Here is a 17,443-nt window from a genome sequence, read left to right as displayed (position 1 = left end):
AACGCCGCCGACGCTCGTCGACCGGCGGCGAGCTTTGCGGGGCTCCGGTGGAGCCGGAACTCAGGACGACAGCGCCAGATCGGAAGCGCGCTGAAGGGCCTCGGCGACCGCGCGGGTCTCGGCGGCGCCGTACACGAGGAGGATTTCGCGTTCCCGGCCGCCGCGGCGGTCGGTGGCGGTCGCGCGCTCCACGACGACGCGCGTGGTGGTGAGCTGGTCGTCGACGGAGATGTCCATATCGGCCACGCCGATGTCCACCTGGCGGACGAAGAGTTCTTCCATGAACCAAAGCGTGGCGCCGCGCACGGACGCGGACGCCGCCCCGGGCGGGTTATTCAGAAATGGGTGCGCGCGGCCGTCGTGACCAGGAGTTTTGCCTCCTGGAGGTGCGCCTTCTCCTCGGCCGTCACGTTGGGGTCGGCGATGCGGCGGTGTGCGGCCGCCTCCAGCTGTGACAGCGGGTTGTCGCGCGTGCAGCTCAGCAGCGTATTGAGGAACGGCTCGGCGGCCTCGGCGAACGGGCCGGGCAGCACGGCCGCGCCGGCCAGGATGATCGCCGTCATCGCCACGTCCAGCTCCGGCGGGCCCTCGCAGCTGTTGCGCCAGTCGATGACGACCGGGCCGCCCTCGGTCATGACGACGTTCTCCGGGTGCAGGTCCAGGTGCAGGATGCGCGTGCCGGGGTCGGTCGCCGCGCGGACGCGAACCTTGTGCAGGCGCTCGAGCAGGTCGGCGAGGACGGTGGCGCCGGAGTGCAGGTCGAGGGTGCCCGAGCCGAGGGCCTGCAGCATCGTCGGGCCCTCGAGCCGCTCCATGACCAGGTCGGCGCCGTCGGCCTCGTAGACGCGGGGGACCGGGTAGCCGTGGTCCGAGACGTACCGCATGATGGCCGCCTCGGCGGTCACGTCGCCGCCGCGTCGATATCTCCGCAGGACCCGCCGCTCGTCGAGCGCATAGACATCAGCGTCGCGGCCGCTGGCGAGAAGTGCGGTCATGCCGCGACTCTACGTCGCCCCGTCCAATCATTCAGCCCTTGGGGCTACAGCCATCCATTCTCGTCAGCGAGCCGCACGGCCTCCGCTCGGGTGCGGGCGCCGGTCTTGCCGATCGCCGCCGACAGATGGTTGCGCACCGTGCCCTCCGACAGGCCGAGGTGGGTGGCGACGTCGGCGACCGTGCCGCCCTCCCGCGCGGCGCGCAGCACGTCGGCCTCGCGCGGGGTCAATGGGCTGTCGCCGCTGGCGAGGGTCTCGGCGGCCAGGGTCGGGTCCACGACCCGCAGGCCGGAGGCGATGCGGCGCACGGCATCGGCGAGCTGGCGCGCGGGCGTGTCCTTGACCACGAAGCCGGAGGCGCCCGCGGCCATCGCCCGGCGCAGATATCCGGGGCGGCCGAACGTGGTCACCATGAGCACCTTGCAGGACGGCAGGGCGCGGCGCAGCTCGGCCGCGGCCGCGATGCCGTCCAGGCCGGGCATCTCGACGTCGAGCAGCGCCACGTCCGGGCGGTGCTCGCGCGCGGCCGCGACGACCTCGTCCCCGCGGCCGACCTCCGCCACGACGGTGAGATCGGCCTCGAGGTCGAGCAGCGCCGCGAGGGCGCCGCGCACGAGCGCCTGATCGTCGGCGATCAGCAATCGGATGGACACGAGAGCATGTTGCCACGCCACCGGGGCGCATCGTCGGCGGCGGCCGACGCCCGGATCACGCGCTCCGGTCGGTGATTGTGCGCACGGCCGCGGCGACGACGCCGGCGGCGAAGGCGTAGTTCAGCGTGTCGGCGGTGTCGCCCGGCCGGTGGTACTGCGGGTTGCGGTAGTCGGCGGTGTCCGTGACCAGCAGGGCGCGCCGCCCGGTCTCCCAGTAGGGCACGTGGTCGCTGCGCATCGCCACCTCGGCGGCCAACGGCGGCAGCACGAGCGGGAAGGCGGGCACTTCGAGGCGCGTGGCGTACCGGCGCAGAAGCCCTTGCGAGTCCTCGTTCGCGACCACGGCGATGAAGTCGCCGCGCTCCGGCGGATCGACGAACCCGGCGAGTTCCTCGGGAAAGCGCTGGACCGGCGAGGTGTACCCGATCATCTCGAACACGATCGCCTCGGTCTGCGGCGTGATGTGGGCCACGTGCGCACGGCTGCCGTCGAAGGACTTCTCCTCGCCGCCGAAGAGCACGAACCGGATCGTCCGGGCCGGCAGCTCGACGTCGCGCAGCGCCCGGGCGGCCTCGAGCACGCCCGCGACCCCGCTGGCGTTGTCGTCGGCGCCGGGGGTCGTCTCGACGGAGTCCCAGTGCGCGCAGAGCTCCACCGCATCGTCGGAGGTGCCGCCCTGGATCTCGGCGACCAGGTTCACCTCGTGCAGCTCGCTGCCGTAGCGCTCGACGCGCACGGGCAGGCCCAGGCCGGAGAGCTCGTCGGTGATGTACCGCAGCGCGGCGGCCACCCCGGGCTGGTCCTCGAACCGGGGCCCATGGGCGGTGAGCGCCTCGACGTGGGCCCGCAGACGCTTCGCATCGATCACGGAACCAAGATATAGAACGGCCCCCGAGGTTCCCGCGCTAGCTGCGCGTGGGCCGGTCGGACTACACCGGAAAGCCTCGGGGGCCGGGTAACTGTCTCGTATTCGCCTTCCGCCATCCGGGCGGACACTGCGAAGTGCGAGTCCAGAGGACGGCGACTAGCGGACAGCCACCTCACGAGTCCCATTGCTACACAACTTTGGACCACCTCCTTTCCCGTGTACGACTAACGTAGCCACCCTCTAGATCACCGGCAACGGTTTTTCGGGAGCAACTGTGGGGCGGCCGCGCCCGACTACGCTGCGCAATGTGACTGAACCGGATCCGGAGGTGCTCGAGCTCGCGCACCAGATGTTCGACCTCGCCCGCGCGGGCGCGACGGACGAGCTGGCCGCCTGCGTGGACGCGGGTGTGCCGGTGAACCTCACCAACGACAAGGGCGACTCGCTGCTCATCCTCGCGGCGTACCACAACCACCCCGGCACCGTCGCCGCCCTGCTCGACCGCGGCGCGGAGGCCGACCGGGCCAACGACCGGGGCCAGACCGCGCTGGCCGCGGCGGTGTTCCGGCAGAGCCCGGACAGCGTCGGCGCCCTGCTGGCCGCGGGCGCCGACCCGGACGCCGGCGGCCCCTCCGCGCTCGACATGGCCCGCTTCTACGATCTGCCCGAGATGCTGCGGCTGTTGGAGGGCGCGCGATGAGGGATGTGCAGATCCGCGGGGACATGATCCGCCTGGGCCAGTTCCTGAAGCTCGCCGACGTGATGGAGTCCGGCGGCGAGAGCAAGGAGCTGATCCTCGACGGCGAGGTCACGGTCAACGGCGAGGTCGACACCCGCCGCGGCCGCCAGTTACACCGCGGCGACGTGGTGCGCGTGCTGGGGGAGACCCTGCGGGTCGCCTGAAGATCGTCGTACTCAGCAACTTCACAGCGCCGTTTGGGCCGCTGCTCAGGTCGGCCGCTCATGCTTATGGTGTGACCGGCGCCGGAAAGCCGGAAGCCTCCCTGGATGGTCCACCGGCGCACGGTCACGCCAACTTCACTCAGGTCGTTGCCAGCTGGGGTGGTCAGTTGGGGCAACGGTGATGCGGTCGAGGTCGGGGCACCACCTGCCGGGGGTGTTCCCGGCCTCGACTGTGTTACTCCCCGCCGCCAGGTTCAGGTTGACCGTCACGGCGTACGGCTGGCCGCCCGGCTCCAGGGGATGCGTGACGGCCCGGTCGTGTGGGCGGCCGGCCCGCTCGCCGGAGGCGCGATCGGTTCCTCGACGCCGGCTTCGGCCCGCCCTGGTACCCGGTCGGCGAGCGCCCGCAGCCCGAGCAGCACGACGGTGACGAACAGGAACGTCCCGGCGAACGCGACCCGCGACGCCGGCCGGTCGCCGGCCCGATGCCGCGGGGGCACCTTCGCGCGGATGTGCTTGGGCCCGTTCCAGCGCCGCTTGCGGGGGGAGCGGCGCAGCCGGATGAATCCCGGCATTCCGTAGGCGCCATGCCGGGCCTGCGCCGGTTGGCCTTGTCCTGGTCCGCCTGGCGCCGGCTGAGTTCTCACTCCATGCCCGGATTTATCCGACATTTCATGGTTTAGCAGCATCATGGCGTCAGAACGACCTTGCCCCGCACGTGGCCGGCGCTGAGCATGCGATGCGCGTCCTCCGCCTCGGCCAGCGGCAGCTCGCGGAACACCGCCGCGCGCAGCAGCCCGCGGTCGGCCAGGTCCGCGAGCCAACGCAGGTCGGCCGCGTCGGGCTCGGGTTCGACGTACCGCCCGCCGGCCGCGGCGATGGCCGGGTTGACGGTGGAGATCGCCCGGACGGGATCGCGGACCTCACGCAGTACCGCCGCGGTCGCCTCCGCGCCGGCGAACTCCACGGCCACGTCATAGGCCACGCCGCTGGGCCCGTTGAGGTCCAGCGGCTCGGCGCCCAGCTCGCGCAGGAAGTCGTGGTCGGCCGGGTCGGCGGTGCCCAGCACGCGCTCCGCGCCCAGCGCCCGTGCGATCTGCACCGCGAAGTGCCCGGCGCCGCCCGCCGCGCCGTGTACCAGTACGACGTCGCCCTCGCCGGTGCCCGCGGCGCGGAGGGCCTGGAGGGCGGCGGCGGCGTCCTGCGGTATCGCGGCGGCCTCGACGAAGGTGAGCCCGGCCGGCTTGTGCGCGGCGGCGCGCTCGGGCACCGTCACGCGCTCGGCGTAGGCGCCCTCCGCGCAGGCGTACACCTCGTCGCCGACGACGAAGCCCGTCACCTCCGCCCCGCGGCCGACGACCACGCCGGCGAGCTCGCGGCCGGGTACCGCCGCGGCCGGCCGGGACAGGTCGGCCTGTTCGACGCCCGCGGCGCGCACCTCGACCAGCAACTGGTCGGCGCCCGGTTGAGGGTCGGGAACTTCCTGGAGGGACAGGACGCCGGCATCGTCGTGCCCGGTCAGCGTGATGGCCTTCACGCCTTCCATGTCTAGCCCCTCCGCGCGCCCGCGTAGGCGGATACGCCCAGGTCAGATGGGGTGAGATGGTCTAACCCGGCGATGGTGAGAGCCCCCCCGCGCCCGCGGTCACCGCGTCGTTCGACGAGGTCGGGCGCGCTGTCCCGGCGGCCGCGAGGGCGGCACCGGACCAGCCGGGGCCGGCCGCGGCGCACGCGGTGACGGTGGGCGCCGGCGCCTGGTCGTGGCGCCGCGCTGGCTGGTCGTGCGCGGGGGTGGCGTCGTGCTCGGCGGCGCCCCCGTCGAGGCGCCGCGCTGGCTGGTCGTGCGCGGGGGTGGCGTCGTGCTCGGCGGCGCCCCCGTCGAGGCGCCGCGCCGGCTGGTCGTGCGCGGGCGCGGCGCCAGTGAGGCGCATCTCGGCCACACTGCCGCGTCGTGGGGGTGGGCGGCGCGGCGTGCGTCGGATGCGCCCGGAGGCGCGCTACGCGCTCTGCCTCCTCATCAGCGTCGTCGGCAGCACCGGCGGCTCGTCCCACGTCTCGCCGGACATCTGCGCGAGCAGCTGGCGGGCCGCGGCCGCGCCGATCTCCTCGACCGGCTGCTTGATCGTGGTGAGCGGCGGCTGCGTGAACGCGGCCAGCGGCAGGTCGTCGAAGCCGACCAGGGCCACGTCCTCGGGCACGCGCCGGCCCGACTGGCGCAGGGCGTGCAGGGCGCCGACCGCCATGAGGTCCGAGGCGCAGAAGACCGCGTCCAGGTTCGGGCGGTGGTCGAGCAGCCTCGTCATCGCGTGTACGCCGGCGGGGCGGGTGAAGTCGCCGTACGCGATCGGCCCGGGCTCCAGGCCGGCGCGCTCCAGGCCCTCGCGGAAGCCGGCCAGGCGGTCGACGCCCGCCGACACGTCCGGCGGGCCGGCGATCGTGACGATGCGCCGCCGGCCGGTGCGCGCCAGGTACTCCACGGCCTGGCGTGCACCGCCGCGGTTGTCGGCGTCGACGTACGACAGCGAGCTGCCCTGCAGCGGCCGGCCGATCAGCGTCACCGGGACGCCCAGGGCCGGGAGCGTGACGACGAGGGGGTGGCTGCTGCGGCAATAGATCAGCAGCACGCCGTCGATGTGGCCACTGCTGAGGTACCGCTGCAATGAAGCCGGTCGCTCGCCCGCGGCCAGCAGCATGGGCATGTCGCGCTCGGCGAACGCGGCGCTGGCGCCGGCGAGGACGCGGGAGTAGAACGGGTCGGCGAACAGGCGTGCGTTCGGCTCGCACACCACGGCGGCGACGGAGCGGGGGCGGCGGTCGACGGCGCGGGCGGCGCGCTGGCGGACGTAGCCCAGGCGGTCGACGGCGTCGCGGACCTGCTGGCGGGCGGTCGGCGAGACACGGGCGGAGCCGTTGAGCACGCGGGAGGCGGTGGCGGAGGAAACGCCCGCGAGGGCGGCAACGTGGGCGAGGGTGGGGTGTTCGGCGGTGTCGCGCATGGGGTCGTGCGCGGGATCATGCGTTGCTTCTGGAGCGGCGGTAATCGACATCGCGACCTCCTCAGATAGCAAGTCGTCGATTTTGGGAGCGCTTCCATATCGGAGCGTCATACACCGTTTCTGCGCTGTCAACACGAGATTGCCGCAAGGTTTCGTTACCGGGCTTTGGTCTGTAAATTTCAGCGGCGCTGTGACATGCGCAGGCCGGACGGGGCTCGACGTGCGGGTCCGGGATCTCTAGCCTGCTGGAGCAGATAGATCCCTCTCGCATCCCCCAGGGAGGCACGTCATGCGCGACTGGATCGCGGTGATCATCACGGTGCTCGGGGTCCTGCTCGTCCTCGCCGGTGGCGCGCTGATCGTCCTGCAGGCGGTCGGTGACCGCCGCCCGCCGGCCCCGGCTCCCGAACCCGCCCCCAGCTTCGAGGCCGACTACGGCACCGACGCCGCGGCGGCCGCCCCGGCGCCCCGGCCCGCATCGGCGCCGGTCGCCGACCGGATCCTCGGCGCTGTGAAATCCCCCTCACCCGCCGATCGCCTGATCTTCTGGGGGATCATCCTGCTGGTGCTGGCGGCCATCGCGGCCGGCGCCATCAGCTTCGACTTCGGGGCCAAGGGCGGCAGCTGAGCGCCTGGAAGCGGCCGGGCTAGCCCAAAACCCCGCCAGCGCAACCCCGGAGATTCCGCGTCGGGCGGGAAGACTATTCTGCCCCAGGGGTGACGTGTTGATCGCGCGGCGCCTCGCGGAGCTGGCTCGCCAGCTGGTTCAACAGCCTCAGGAGGCCTTTCGTGACCACCGTCGCACCGAAGCCGATCGTCACCAGGCCATGGCCGGTGCACAAGCCGGTCAAGGGCTCGGCGTTCGCTCGGCTGCTGCGCACCACGGACGCGAAGCAGATCGGCCTGATGTACCTCACCACGTCGTTCGTGTTCTTCATGATCGGCGGGTTCATGGCCCTGCTGATGCGTGCCGAGCTGGCCCGGCCGGGCCTGCAGTTCCTCTCGCCTGAGCAGTACAACCAGCTGTTCACGATGCACGGCACGATCATGCTGCTGTTCTTCGCGACGCCGATCGTGTTCGCCTTCGCGAACTACATCACGCCGCTGCAGATCGGCGCGCCGGACGTGTCGTTCCCGCGGCTGAACTCGTTCGCGTACTGGCTGTATGCCTTCGGCGGCTCGATCACGCTGATCGGCTTCATCACGCCGGGTGGCGCCGCCGACTTCGGCTGGTTCGCCTACGCGCCACTCAACAGCATGATCAACTCGCCCGGCGTCGGCGCTGATCTCTGGATCGTCGGCCTGGTGCTCTCCGGCCTCGGCACGATCCTCGGCGCCGTCAACATGATCACGACGATCCTGACGCTGCGCGCCCCGGGCATGACGATGTTCCGGATGCCGATGTTCACCTGGAACATCCTCGTCACCAGCGTCCTGGTGATCATGGTCTTCCCGATCCTGGCCGCCGCGCTGCTGGCCCTGGAGGCGGACCGCCGGCTCGGCGCGCACGTGTACGACGCCAACACCGGCGGCGCGATGCTCTGGCAGCATCTCTTCTGGTTCTTCGGCCACCCCGAGGTGTACATCGTGGCGCTGCCGTTCTTCGGCATCATCACCGAGGTCATCCCGGTCTTCAGCCGCAAGCCGGTCTTCGGCTACAAGGGCCTCGTCGGCGCGACGATCTCGATCGGTGCCCTGTCGATGAGCGTGTGGGCCCACCACATGTTCGCGACGGGCCAGGTCCTGATGCCGTTCTTCTCGTTCCTGAGCTTCGTCATCGCGGTGCCGACCGGCATGAAGTTCTTCAACTGGATCGGCACGATGTGGCGGGGCCAGATCACCTTCGAGACACCGATGCTCTTCGCGATCGGCTTCCTGGTGACCTTCCTCTTCGGCGGCCTCTCCGGCGTGCTGCTGGCGAGCCCCCCGATCGACTTCCACGTCTCGGACACGTACTTCGTGGTGGCCCACTTCCACTACGTGCTGTTCGGCACGATCGTCTTCGCGGTGTACTCCGGCATCTACTTCTGGTTCCCGAAGATGACCGGCCGGATGCTCGACGACCGGCTGGGCAAGGTCCACTTCTGGCTGACGACGATCGGCTTCCACACCACGTTCCTGGTGCAGCACTGGCTCGGCACGCAGGGCATGCCCCGCCGTTACGCCGACTACCTGCCCAGCGACGGCTTCACGACGCTCAACACGATCTCGACGATCGGCGCGTTCATCACCGGCCTGTCGACCCTGCCGTTCATCTGGAACGTGTGGAAGTCGTACAAGACCGGCCGCGTCGTCGAGGTCAACGACCCATGGGGCCACGGCATGTCGCTGGAGTGGGCGACCTCCTGCCCGCCGCCCCTGCGCAACTTCGACAGCATGCCGCGCATCCGCTCGGAGCGCCCGGCGTTCGACGCGAAGTTCCCGGCGCACGCGCCCGGCCACTCGCTGGAGGCCCCGCCCCCGGGCGGCGCCCGTCCGCTGAGCCACGAGGCCGACGGCGGGGCGAGGTACCAGGAGCAGCCGTAAGCCCGCAGAGAGGCAACCAGAACGCCCCCGGCGGATCGCCGGGGGCGTTCTCTCTTTGAGGAGCGGTCGTAGGCCCGCTGAGAAGCATGCAGAACGCCCCCTGGCGATCCCGCCGGGGGTTTTCTCGTTCGATACTCCAGCGCGCCGCTGAGGGCCTTTGAGACCGTAGGCCGCAGCATCACTCGGAAGGGTGACGCTCTGTGGTCCGCCGCATCTGGAGCGCCGCCGCCGGGGTGTGGGCGCGGCGCTCCAGGGGGTCTTCGTCGGAGGGGCCGGTTTCGGGTCGGCCGGGAACTACGTTCGGTAAAGGTCAGGCGGGCTGCGTGACGCCGCGCTCGCGCGGGGACGGAAGCCGGCCGGACACGGTGCCGGGCGGGATCGGCACGCCGAGGATGTCGCTCACGCCCACCACGGCGAACAGGCGCGCGATGAACGGATTGGGTCGGCGAATGTCGAGCTTGACGCCCATGCTGTGGCAGATGCGCTTGGCAACGACGAGGGTGCCGATGCCGGTGGAGTCGAGGAACGTGACCCCCGAGAGGTCGATGACGAGGAGGTCGATGCTTCCGTCGAGCACTGAGCTCACCGAGGTGCGGAGCTCCTGAGCGGTCTCATAGTCGATTTCGCCACTCAGCGTCAGCACTGACTCTCGCTGCTCCGAGGGACGAGTCTCGATCGACAACTTCACGTGACCCTCCTGGTGCTGAGCCGTCCACCATGGACGACCCTTTGAGGTCCCGCAAGCGTAGCGAAGTCTGGCCAGTTTCGCCACGCTCCGTGTAGGTGCTCCTTACGTTGCGACGTGAGAAGTCCTCACATCGGTTTGCGGAACCGCTTGCCCGGATGACGGTACACGTCGGTTGTTACACGGCAAGTCCAGCCATGTGCCATCCGCCGGACGGTCAACTCGTGGCCACGACCGGTTCACCGACCAAGGTCACTCCCGCTTCCCGCAGCTCTACCAGGGCTTTCGCGGTCGTGGCCGGCATCACGCCCGCCGTGAGGTTCAGGAGCACAGTTGTAACAAAGCCCTCACGCACCGCATCGAGAGCGGTCGCGCGCACGCAGTGGTCGGTCGCGATGCCGACGACATCAACATCGGTGACCCCGCGCTCGCGCAGCCAGTCGGCGAGGCCGCGGCCGCCGGCGTGGCCCTCGAAGCCCGAGTACGCCGCCTTGTAGTCGCCCTTCTCGAACACGGCCTCGATGCGGGACGTGTCCAGCGACGGGTGCAGGTCGACGCCGCCCGTGCCGACCACGCAGTGCGCCGGCCACGTCGAGACGTAGTCCGGGTGCGGGTCGAAGTGCGCACCGGGATCGATGTGGTGATCCTGGGTGGCCACCACGTGGTCCCAGTCGCCCTCGGCCAGCGCCGCGGAGATCGACGCGGCCACCCCCGCGCCGCCGGCGGCGGCGAGCGAGCCGCCCTCGCAGAAGTCGTTCTGCACGTCGACGACGATCAACGCCCGCGTCATGCGGTGCCTCCAGTCATGATCACCGGTACCGCCGGGTCGCCGGCGGAGAGCTTGAGCCCCTCCCAGGGTATGGAGATGAGGCACTGGCGCAGGTGCTCGCGGGAGTCGGCGAGCGTCGGCAGGTCATCGACGGGCGCGCCGCCGCGCAGGAACGGCCGCTGCAGCAGGCGGTCGTGCGGCTGCGCCTCGGGCGCGCCGAGGGAGACGACGACCTCCTCGGTCGCGGTGCCCGTCGGCTTGTGCCGCCGGACCGCCGTCTTGCGCCCGCCGACCGTGCCCTTGTTCTCCGACCGCTTCACGACCGGCCGCCCGTCGACCTCGACCAGCTTGTACACCAGCCCGGCCGTCGGCGCGCCCGACCCGACCACGACGGCCGTGCCGGCGCCGTAGGCGTCGACCGGCTCGGCGGCCAGCGCGGCGATGGCGTACTCGTCGAGGTCGCCCGACACGACGATCTGCGTGTCGGTGGCGCCGAGGGAGTCCAGCAGCGCCCGGGACTCGGAGGCGAGCACCGACAGGTCGCCGGAGTCGATGCGCACGGCCCGCAGGTCGGGCCCGGCGACCGCGATCGCGTTGCGGATGCCCTGCGCGATGTCGTAGGTGTCCACCAGCAGCGTCGTCTGCTTGCCCAGGGTCGCCACCTGCGAGGCGAACGCCGCCGTCTCCGAGTCGTGCAGCAGCGTGAACGCGTGGGCGGCGGTGCCCGTGGTCGGGATGCCGTACCGCCGGCCGGCCTCGAGGTTGGACGTGAACGCGAAGCCGGCCAGGTAGGCGGCCCGGGCCGCGGCGACCGCCGACTCCTCCTGGGTACGGCGCGAGCCCATCTCGATCACGGGCCGCCCGCGGGCGGCGGTGACCATCCGGGCCGCGGCGGCCGCGATCGCGCTGTCGTGGTTGAGCACCGACAGGATCATCGTCTCCAGCACCACGCACTCGGCGAACGTGCCGCTGATGGTCAGGATCGGCGAGCCGGGGAAGAACAGCTCGCCCTCGGCGTAGCCGTCGACGTCTCCGCTGAAGGTGTACTTCCCGAGCCACTCCGCCGTCGCGGGGTCCACGATGCCCCGGCCGCTGAGGAACTCGATCTCCTCGGGCCCGAAGCGGAACGAGGAGATGAGGTCGAGCAGGCGTCCGGTGCCGGCGACCACGCCGTAGCGGCGCCCGGTCGGCAGGCGGCGCGCGAACACCTCGAAGACGCAGCGCCGGTCGGCCGTCCCGTCGCGCAGGGCGGCGGACAGCATGGTCAGCTCGTAGTGGTCCGTCAGCAGCGCGCTACTCGTCACCCTGCCAACATAATCACTCCTCCGGCGGCAGTGATCGCAGGGCGGCGGCGAGCTCCGCGCGGCCGGTCACCCCCAGCTTGGCGTACACGCGCATGAGGTGGTTGTCGACCGTACGGGAAGAGAGGTACAGCTGGTCGGCGATCTCCTTCGACGGCACCCCGGCCGCCGCCAGCCGCGCGATCTGCCGCTCCCGCCCGGTCAGCATCGGCTGCGGCACGACCAGGGCCGGCGTGACCGCGTTGGGGCACTCGATGCGCAGCTCGGCGAGGCGCTGGGCGGCCCGCGGGGTCTGCGGCGAGCGGATGCCGCGCAGCAGGGTCACCGCGCCGGCGGCGGCCTCGGCGGCGTAGAGATACAGCTCCATCTCGGCCAGCTCCTCGGCCACGGCGAGCAGCGCGCCGCCGTCCTCCTCGGCCATCGCCTGCACGTGAGCGGCCATGGCCGGCGCGAGGCGGCCCTCGACCGTCTGGGACAGCACCGAGATCCGCTCGTTGACCTCGGCGGCGAAGCCGAGCCGGCCGAGGTCGTAGAGCGCGAACATCTCGTGCGCCGCGAAGCCGTCGCTGTTGTTGCGGGCGGCGAGCCGGCGCAGCACCTCGGCGGCGGTGACGACGTCCCCGGAGGCGACGGCGACCCACGCGCGGGCCTCCTCGATCCAGGGGTACAGCACCTCCATGGAGCGGTAGTGCGCCTCCTCGGCGAGGGCGAACGCGGTCGCGGCGGCGGCCCCGTCGCCCAGCAGCGCGGCGATGTGCGCCCGCTCGGCGTGGGCCAGCGCCACGAAGATGCGGCCCGTGGCGAGCATGGCGCTGGCCTGGCTCGAGGCGCGGCTGGCCTCCTGCAGGTGCCCGCGCAGGCGGGCCGCCTGGGCGCGCACGATCTGCAGGTAACCGGAGCCGAGCAGGAAGTTGCCCGCGTCGGCCATGCCGGCGAACTCGGTGGCCACGATCGCGTCGACGGCGGCAAGGTCGCCGGCCAGGATCATGGCGGTGCCGCGGGCCAGTTCGATGCCCAGCTGGATGTACGGCACCTCGGCCCGCCACTGCGCGGCGTCCACGTCCAGCAGGGCCATCGCGCGCACCGTCTGCACCGGGGTGCCCCGCATCGCCTGCAGGTGGCCCATGTTGCTGCGGGCCAGGGCGCGCGGCCCGGGGGCGCTGGCCGGGCTGTCCAGCACCGTGCGGGCCAGCGTGAGCGCCTGCCCGTAGTCGCCGCGATGCAGCCGCATGGTCGACTCCACGGACAGGGCGAGCGAGCGCTCCCGCAGGTCGTTGAGCTTGTGGGCCTGCACGTCCATCTCGTCGGCGGTGGTGGAGTCGCCCAGGCCCCACTGCGAGGTGATGTGCCGGATGGCCAGCCAGCGGCTGCGCTGGGCCTCGTCGCTGATCTGGTCCTCGTTCTGGTCGAGGATCAGCGCGCCCTCGTCGGGGCAGTTGGCGAACATCAGGATCGTGGCGAGCGTCTCGGCGGCGTCGAACCCGCCGCCGGCCGCGACCGCCGCCTTGCCCAGGCGCATCGCCAGGGCCATGTCATAGGTGGCGAAGGCGAGCCGGCAGGCGTTGAGCAGCAGCACCGGGTCGCGGGCGGTGTCGCTGTCGAGCCGCCAGACCGCGACGCGCAGCAGGTCGTCGCGGCGGCGCGCGCCGCTCTCCTCGACCAGCGTGGCCAGGTCGGCGAGCAGGCGCCGGAACCGGGTGACCGGGCAGCGGCGGCGCACGACCTCCCCGTACAGCGGATGGGCCAGCCGAACCGTGGTGCGCCGGTCCTCGACCACCACCCGCACCAGCTGGCGCTCCTCGGCGATCTCCACGGTGGCCAGGTCGGTCGCCTTGACCAGCAGCGGCAGGCCGATCGGCTCGCCGAAGGCGACGAGCTCCAGCACCGCCCGCTCCTGCGGGGTCAGCTTGCCGATGCGGGCGTCGACGACCTCGGTGAGCGTGGGGGCGAGGTCGACCTTGCCGGTCCAGCGCTGCATGCCGTAGCTCTCGATGATCTCGCCGGCCGCGTGCGCGGCGATCACCAGCTCGCGCAGCAGCAGCGCGTTGCCCTGGGACAGCTGCTGCAGCCGGTCCACCGAGGCCGAGTCGACCGGGCCGCCGAGCACCTGCTGCAGCAGGTCGGAGGTCTCCTGCAGGGTGAGCGGCCCGAGCTCGATCCGCTCGACGAGGTCGTCCTTCCACAGCGCCGAGATCGGGTCGTGGACGGACTCGCCGGTGCGCACGGTGCCGATGACCGTCGCGTTCTCGGAGCGGGCCACGTAGTACACGAGCGCGGCCGACAGCGGGTCGAGCAGGTGGGCGTCGTCGATCGCGACGACGATCGGCCGGCCGGCGGCCTGGCGGTGCAGCGCATCGACCGCCCAGCGCAGCAGGCCGGCGGGCGAGCCGCCCGCGGGCTGGTCGGGCGGGAGCACCTGGGCCAGCCCGCCGAGCGGGAGGCCGGCCGTGGCGGCGTTGGCGGTCGCCGTCCACACCGCAAGTCTGTCCTGGTCAAGGGCGTTGACGCCCTCGCGCAGCAATCGGCTCTTGCCGATGCCGGGCGGGCCGCCGAGAATCAGACCGCGACCGGTGGAACCGGAGGCCGCCTCGGCGACTCGGATCAGTTCTGCGTTTCTGCCGACAAAACTCCAGGGGGGCACCGTCGCAGCATATCGATATGTTGATTACTGCGCGTACCCGCAGACGCACGAACTTGAGTAGCGCGTTCGGTCCCAGTTGAGTAGCCCTGACCCTGCTGCTGTAAGTGCCCGTTCACGTAGCGTTCCGATGCCCCGCCCGCACGGCCGTTGAGCTGCCGCTGGGCGGATCTTCCCGGGCGTGCACAAGGAGGTCGCACATGGGCTTCGGGGTTATGCAGGCACCGCTGGTCGATCTGACTGTCACTTCGACGCCGGGGTACGGCGTCAGGACGATCGGGAGCCCAGTGTCCGCCATGCCGGTTCGCGGCAGCCGCCACCACCGGCCGCCGACCGCCCCGTTCCAACCGCCCAGCCGTTCGTACGCCGTCGTCGCGGGCACGCCCCGCGGCGGGAAGACTGCGCTGGTCAATGCGCTGATTCGGCGTACCGTCGAGGAATCCTTCGACGCGGGGGACGCCTGGCTGGTCTTCCGGCACGGCGAGCGCGCCGACGCGTGGGCCTTCGTGCCCGGGCATCGCGAGCCGCGCCCGTTCCCGGAGCGCAGCTCGGTCAAGGGCCCGGTCCGCCCGGCCCGGCGCGTGGAGATCGCGCACCCGTCCGGGCTGCTCGAGCGGGTCTCCTTGATCGACACGCCCGGCAGCGGGGGCGTTGACCCGGCGACCGCCGAGGTCGTCCTCGACGCCGCCGGCGGCGGGCTCGGCCTGCTGTTCGTCGTCGACGCCGCAGCGCCTCTGACCCGCGCGGACCTCGACCTGCTCGGCGCGGCCGCCGGCCGGGTGGAGCGGATCGCGTTCGTGCTCACCCGCATCGACCAGCACGACGAGTGGCCCGAGATGCTCAGCGCCAACCGTGCGCTGCTCGCCTCGCGCGGCCCCCGGCTGGCCACCGCGCCGTGGTTCCCGGTGTCGCTGAACCCGGACGGCATCTTCGGCGTCGCCGAGCTGCGCCACCAGCTGGAGAGCTGGGCCGACGAGCAGGCCGCGGCGGGCGCCCGCACGGGCGTCATGGCCGCCGCGACCGTCTCGGCGACCGGCGACACCTGGCAGGAGGTGCTCGACCGGGAGATCCGCGCGCGCCGGCTCGCCGCCGTCGAGCACATCTCGATCGAGCTGGCCACCATCCACGTGCGCTGCGTGCAGGAGCTCGGCTCGGGCAAGGGCTGCCCGGAACTGCCCCGCGTGCTCGACCGGGAGCTGCACGCCCTGTCGGTGCGCGCCTCGCGCCAGCTGCACACCGACGCCCGCGAGGTGATCGGCGCCGTCTTCGGCTCGCTGCTGGACGCCCCGCCGGACGCGGCCGTGCTGGCCCGCATCGCGGCCGCCGCCCGCCGGGCCGTGGACTCGGCCCGCGACGACGACCGCGAGCGCGACCGGGCCCTGCTGGTGACGACCACCTCGGGCGTCGCCGCGCTGACCGGCGCCGGCGCGCTGGACAGCCTCTCCGCGGTCGGCGCGGCCGGCGACGACGCCGGGCAGGTGCTCTCGCCGGTCGGCATCGGTCTGAACGCCGGGTCGTATGCCATGTGGCAGCCCAAGCACGCCCCCGGCGGCCCGCCGAAGCTGCCGGACAAGAAGGACTGCCGGCGCTGGCTGCAGCACGCGCTGCGCGAGGTCGAGGTCGAGTTGGGTCACGAGCTGAGCGAGCGCTACGCGGAACTGCGCCAGGCGCTCGCCATCATCGCGGGGGACGCGGTCGACCATGGCGTGCTGCTCGCTTGATGGCACCATGTTGGTATGGCGGCGCCGCAGGTCCTACCGATCGAAGAGACCCACGTCGAGGTTGACGAGGTGCCCCAGGCCGACCGTCCGTGGGTGACGGTCGTCTGGAACGACCCCGTCAACCTCATGAGCTACGTGACGTGGGTCCTGCAGAAGCTGTTCGGGTACAGCAAGGAGAAGGCCGAGCGCCTCATGCTCGACGTGCATCACAAGGGCAAGGCGATCGTCACGAGCGGCGCGCGTGAGAAAATGGAGTACGACGCGTCCCGCCTGCAAGCGCACGGCCTCTGGGCGACGGTGGAGCAATCGTGACGATGTTCGTACGATCCGGCACGGTGTGCGTGGCTCGCTTCGGTCCGGGCGAGGCGGCCGTGCTCAACGAGGTCATGCTCGAGGTGATTACGCTGCTGTCGGAGGGCTTCGACCGCACCGACCCGGTGATCGAGCGCCTCTTCCCCGACGTGTACCGCGACGACGCCGCCCTGTCGGCCGAGCTGCGCCGCTACACCGAGGACGACCTGCGCTCGGCGAAGCTGGAGCAGGCGGCGATGCTGCTGGACGCCCTGCCCGTCGAGGGCGGCGAGGTGGCCCTCGACGAGGAGCAGGCGGAGGCCTGGCTGCGGGCGCTGACGGACGTGCGGCTCACCCTGGGCCTGCGCCTGGGCATCGTGGACGACGACGTCGACATCGAGGCCGAACTGGACGAGGCGATCCTGAAGGACCCGACTTCGGCGCGGGTCGGCCAGCTTTCGGTCTACCAGTACCTGACCTACCTGCAGGAGTCGCTGGTCGGCGCTCTCATGGCGTGACGAGCGCCGGCTGAGGCTTGATCGATAAGTCGGGCGCTCCGCGCCACGACTTATCGGATTTATCGCCTGACAGGCGAAAAATCTGTTGAGTCCGATAAGTCGGCTAGCGGCGTTTTTGCAGTTGGTGCGCGCCGAGGCCGTGGACCGCGGTCGCGGGTTCGGGCGTTGGTGAGCGGCGCGGCCGTGCGACGGCTGCGGGTCCGGGTCGAGGGTGGCGGGTCGTCCGGGCGGTGTGCGCGAATGGCGTGCGGGCCGGCCGCTGGAACGGCCCCGCGGACGTGGGTCATGGGCCGGGGCGAGTGGCGCGCGGGCTCGGGCTGGGTCCGGGCCGGCGGTGCGAGCGCAGGGCAGACGGGCTTGGGGGTGCGGGCTGTGGCGGTGCGAGCGCAGGGCAGGCGGGCTTGGGGGTGCGGGCTGTGGCGGTGCGAGCGCAGGGCAGACGGGCTTGGGGTGAGTGCGGGCCGGGGCCGAGAGCCCGCGGGTCGTGAGGCGGGGCGAGCGGCGCGCGGGCCTGTGGTCAAGGCGAGTGGCCCGTGGGCGTGCAACCCGGTGCAGGCGTGGGCGTGAAGGCCGGGTGTC

19 protein-coding genes are annotated in these 17,443 nt (G+C 71.9%); 7 read left to right on the top strand and 12 right to left on the bottom strand.

Annotated features, from left to right (window positions below; genetic code table 11):
• Positions 1-60: 60 nt before the first annotated feature.
• Genes ACQEVU_RS45130 through ACQEVU_RS45115 form a run of 4 tightly spaced genes read right to left on the bottom strand, consistent with a single transcriptional unit; the run spans position 61 to position 2,516 of the window.
• A complete protein-coding gene (locus tag ACQEVU_RS45130) occupies positions 61-282 on the bottom strand; it encodes a hypothetical protein (protein WP_433335636.1) in 222 nt (73 codons plus the stop codon).
• A 53-nt stretch (positions 283-335) separates the two neighbouring features.
• On the bottom strand, positions 336-995 hold the full coding sequence (locus tag ACQEVU_RS45125) for a phosphotransferase (RefSeq protein WP_433335634.1): 660 nt from the start codon (positions 993-995) through the stop codon (positions 336-338).
• Between the two features lie 44 nt (positions 996-1,039).
• Positions 1,040-1,648: a response regulator transcription factor gene (locus ACQEVU_RS45120; RefSeq protein ID WP_433335632.1), complete on the bottom strand. Its 609-nt coding sequence runs from the start codon at positions 1,646-1,648 to the stop codon at positions 1,040-1,042.
• 55 nt (positions 1,649-1,703) lie between these two features.
• On the bottom strand, positions 1,704-2,516 hold the full coding sequence (locus ACQEVU_RS45115; RefSeq protein WP_433335630.1) for a M20/M25/M40 family metallo-hydrolase: 813 nt from the start codon (positions 2,514-2,516) through the stop codon (positions 1,704-1,706).
• Between the two features lie 307 nt (positions 2,517-2,823).
• On the opposite strand from ACQEVU_RS45115, the gene ACQEVU_RS45110 reads away from it, so the two are divergent.
• Together ACQEVU_RS45110 and ACQEVU_RS45105 are read left to right on the top strand one after the other, a co-directional pair.
• Entirely contained in the window at positions 2,824-3,216 is a 393-nt protein-coding gene (locus ACQEVU_RS45110) for an ankyrin repeat domain-containing protein (RefSeq protein WP_433335628.1), read from the top strand.
• Positions 3,213-3,419, top strand: coding sequence for an RNA-binding S4 domain-containing protein (locus tag ACQEVU_RS45105; protein WP_433335626.1), 207 nt, complete (start codon positions 3,213-3,215; stop codon positions 3,417-3,419). The genes ACQEVU_RS45110 and ACQEVU_RS45105 overlap by 4 nt, the downstream gene beginning before the upstream one ends.
• A gap of 266 nt (positions 3,420-3,685) precedes the next feature.
• On the opposite strand, the gene ACQEVU_RS45100 is transcribed toward ACQEVU_RS45105, so the two are convergent.
• The 4 genes from ACQEVU_RS45100 to ACQEVU_RS45085 form a co-directional block, all read right to left on the bottom strand.
• Positions 3,686-3,994, bottom strand: coding sequence for a hypothetical protein (locus tag ACQEVU_RS45100; protein WP_433335624.1), 309 nt, complete (start codon positions 3,992-3,994; stop codon positions 3,686-3,688).
• Positions 3,995-4,107: 113 nt separating this feature from the next.
• Positions 4,108-4,965: a zinc-binding dehydrogenase gene (locus ACQEVU_RS45095; protein ID WP_433335622.1), complete on the bottom strand. Its 858-nt coding sequence runs from the start codon at positions 4,963-4,965 to the stop codon at positions 4,108-4,110.
• Between the two features lie 61 nt (positions 4,966-5,026).
• A complete protein-coding gene (locus ACQEVU_RS45090; RefSeq protein ID WP_433335620.1) occupies positions 5,027-5,350 on the bottom strand; it encodes a hypothetical protein in 324 nt (107 codons plus the stop codon).
• 66 nt (positions 5,351-5,416) lie between these two features.
• Complete coding sequence (locus ACQEVU_RS45085; RefSeq protein WP_433335618.1) at positions 5,417-6,466, bottom strand: LacI family DNA-binding transcriptional regulator; 1,050 nt, start codon at positions 6,464-6,466, stop codon at positions 5,417-5,419.
• Positions 6,467-6,704: 238 nt separating this feature from the next.
• Between ACQEVU_RS45085 and ACQEVU_RS45080 the strand changes: the two genes are divergently transcribed.
• Positions 6,705-7,043, top strand: coding sequence for a hypothetical protein (locus ACQEVU_RS45080; RefSeq protein WP_433335616.1), 339 nt, complete (start codon positions 6,705-6,707; stop codon positions 7,041-7,043).
• Positions 7,044-7,204: 161 nt separating this feature from the next.
• A complete protein-coding gene (ctaD, locus tag ACQEVU_RS45075) occupies positions 7,205-8,941 on the top strand; it encodes an aa3-type cytochrome oxidase subunit I (protein WP_433335614.1) in 1,737 nt (578 codons plus the stop codon).
• A gap of 310 nt (positions 8,942-9,251) precedes the next feature.
• Here ctaD and ACQEVU_RS45070 read toward each other — a convergent pair whose 3' ends face one another.
• The 4 genes from ACQEVU_RS45070 to ACQEVU_RS45055 all read right to left on the bottom strand — a co-directional run bounded on the left by ACQEVU_RS45070 (position 9,252) and on the right by ACQEVU_RS45055 (position 14,337).
• Positions 9,252-9,629, bottom strand: coding sequence for an STAS domain-containing protein (locus ACQEVU_RS45070; protein WP_433335612.1), 378 nt, complete (start codon positions 9,627-9,629; stop codon positions 9,252-9,254).
• 214 nt (positions 9,630-9,843) lie between these two features.
• Positions 9,844-10,416: an isochorismatase family protein gene (locus ACQEVU_RS45065; protein ID WP_433335610.1), complete on the bottom strand. Its 573-nt coding sequence runs from the start codon at positions 10,414-10,416 to the stop codon at positions 9,844-9,846.
• Positions 10,413-11,699 carry a nicotinate phosphoribosyltransferase gene (locus ACQEVU_RS45060; protein WP_433335608.1) on the bottom strand — a complete coding sequence of 429 codons (1,287 nt, stop codon included), beginning with the start codon at positions 11,697-11,699 and terminating at the stop codon, positions 10,413-10,415. The genes ACQEVU_RS45065 and ACQEVU_RS45060 overlap by 4 nt, the downstream gene beginning before the upstream one ends.
• A 13-nt stretch (positions 11,700-11,712) precedes the next feature.
• Positions 11,713-14,337: a LuxR C-terminal-related transcriptional regulator gene (locus ACQEVU_RS45055; protein ID WP_433335606.1), complete on the bottom strand. Its 2,625-nt coding sequence runs from the start codon at positions 14,335-14,337 to the stop codon at positions 11,713-11,715.
• A 293-nt stretch (positions 14,338-14,630) separates the two neighbouring features.
• On the opposite strand from ACQEVU_RS45055, the gene ACQEVU_RS45050 reads away from it, so the two are divergent.
• The 3 genes from ACQEVU_RS45050 to ACQEVU_RS45040 are packed head-to-tail and all read left to right on the top strand — an operon-like array spanning position 14,631 to position 16,864.
• A complete protein-coding gene (locus tag ACQEVU_RS45050; RefSeq protein ID WP_433335604.1) occupies positions 14,631-16,055 on the top strand; it encodes a hypothetical protein in 1,425 nt (474 codons plus the stop codon).
• Between the two features lie 15 nt (positions 16,056-16,070).
• A complete protein-coding gene (gene clpS / locus ACQEVU_RS45045) occupies positions 16,071-16,367 on the top strand; it encodes an ATP-dependent Clp protease adapter ClpS (RefSeq protein ID WP_433335602.1) in 297 nt (98 codons plus the stop codon).
• Between the two features lie 2 nt (positions 16,368-16,369).
• Positions 16,370-16,864, top strand: a complete 495-nt coding sequence (locus ACQEVU_RS45040; RefSeq protein WP_433339687.1) for a DUF2017 domain-containing protein — start codon at positions 16,370-16,372, stop codon at positions 16,862-16,864.
• The last annotated feature ends 579 nt before the right edge of the window (positions 16,865-17,443 follow it).

This window comes from Dactylosporangium sp. CA-139066 (assembly GCF_050936175.1).
In the GTDB taxonomy this organism is placed as follows: domain Bacteria; phylum Actinomycetota; class Actinomycetes; order Mycobacteriales; family Micromonosporaceae; genus Dactylosporangium.
Note: the sequence above shows the minus strand (reverse complement) of the source record. Positions and strands in the feature narration are given on the sequence as shown.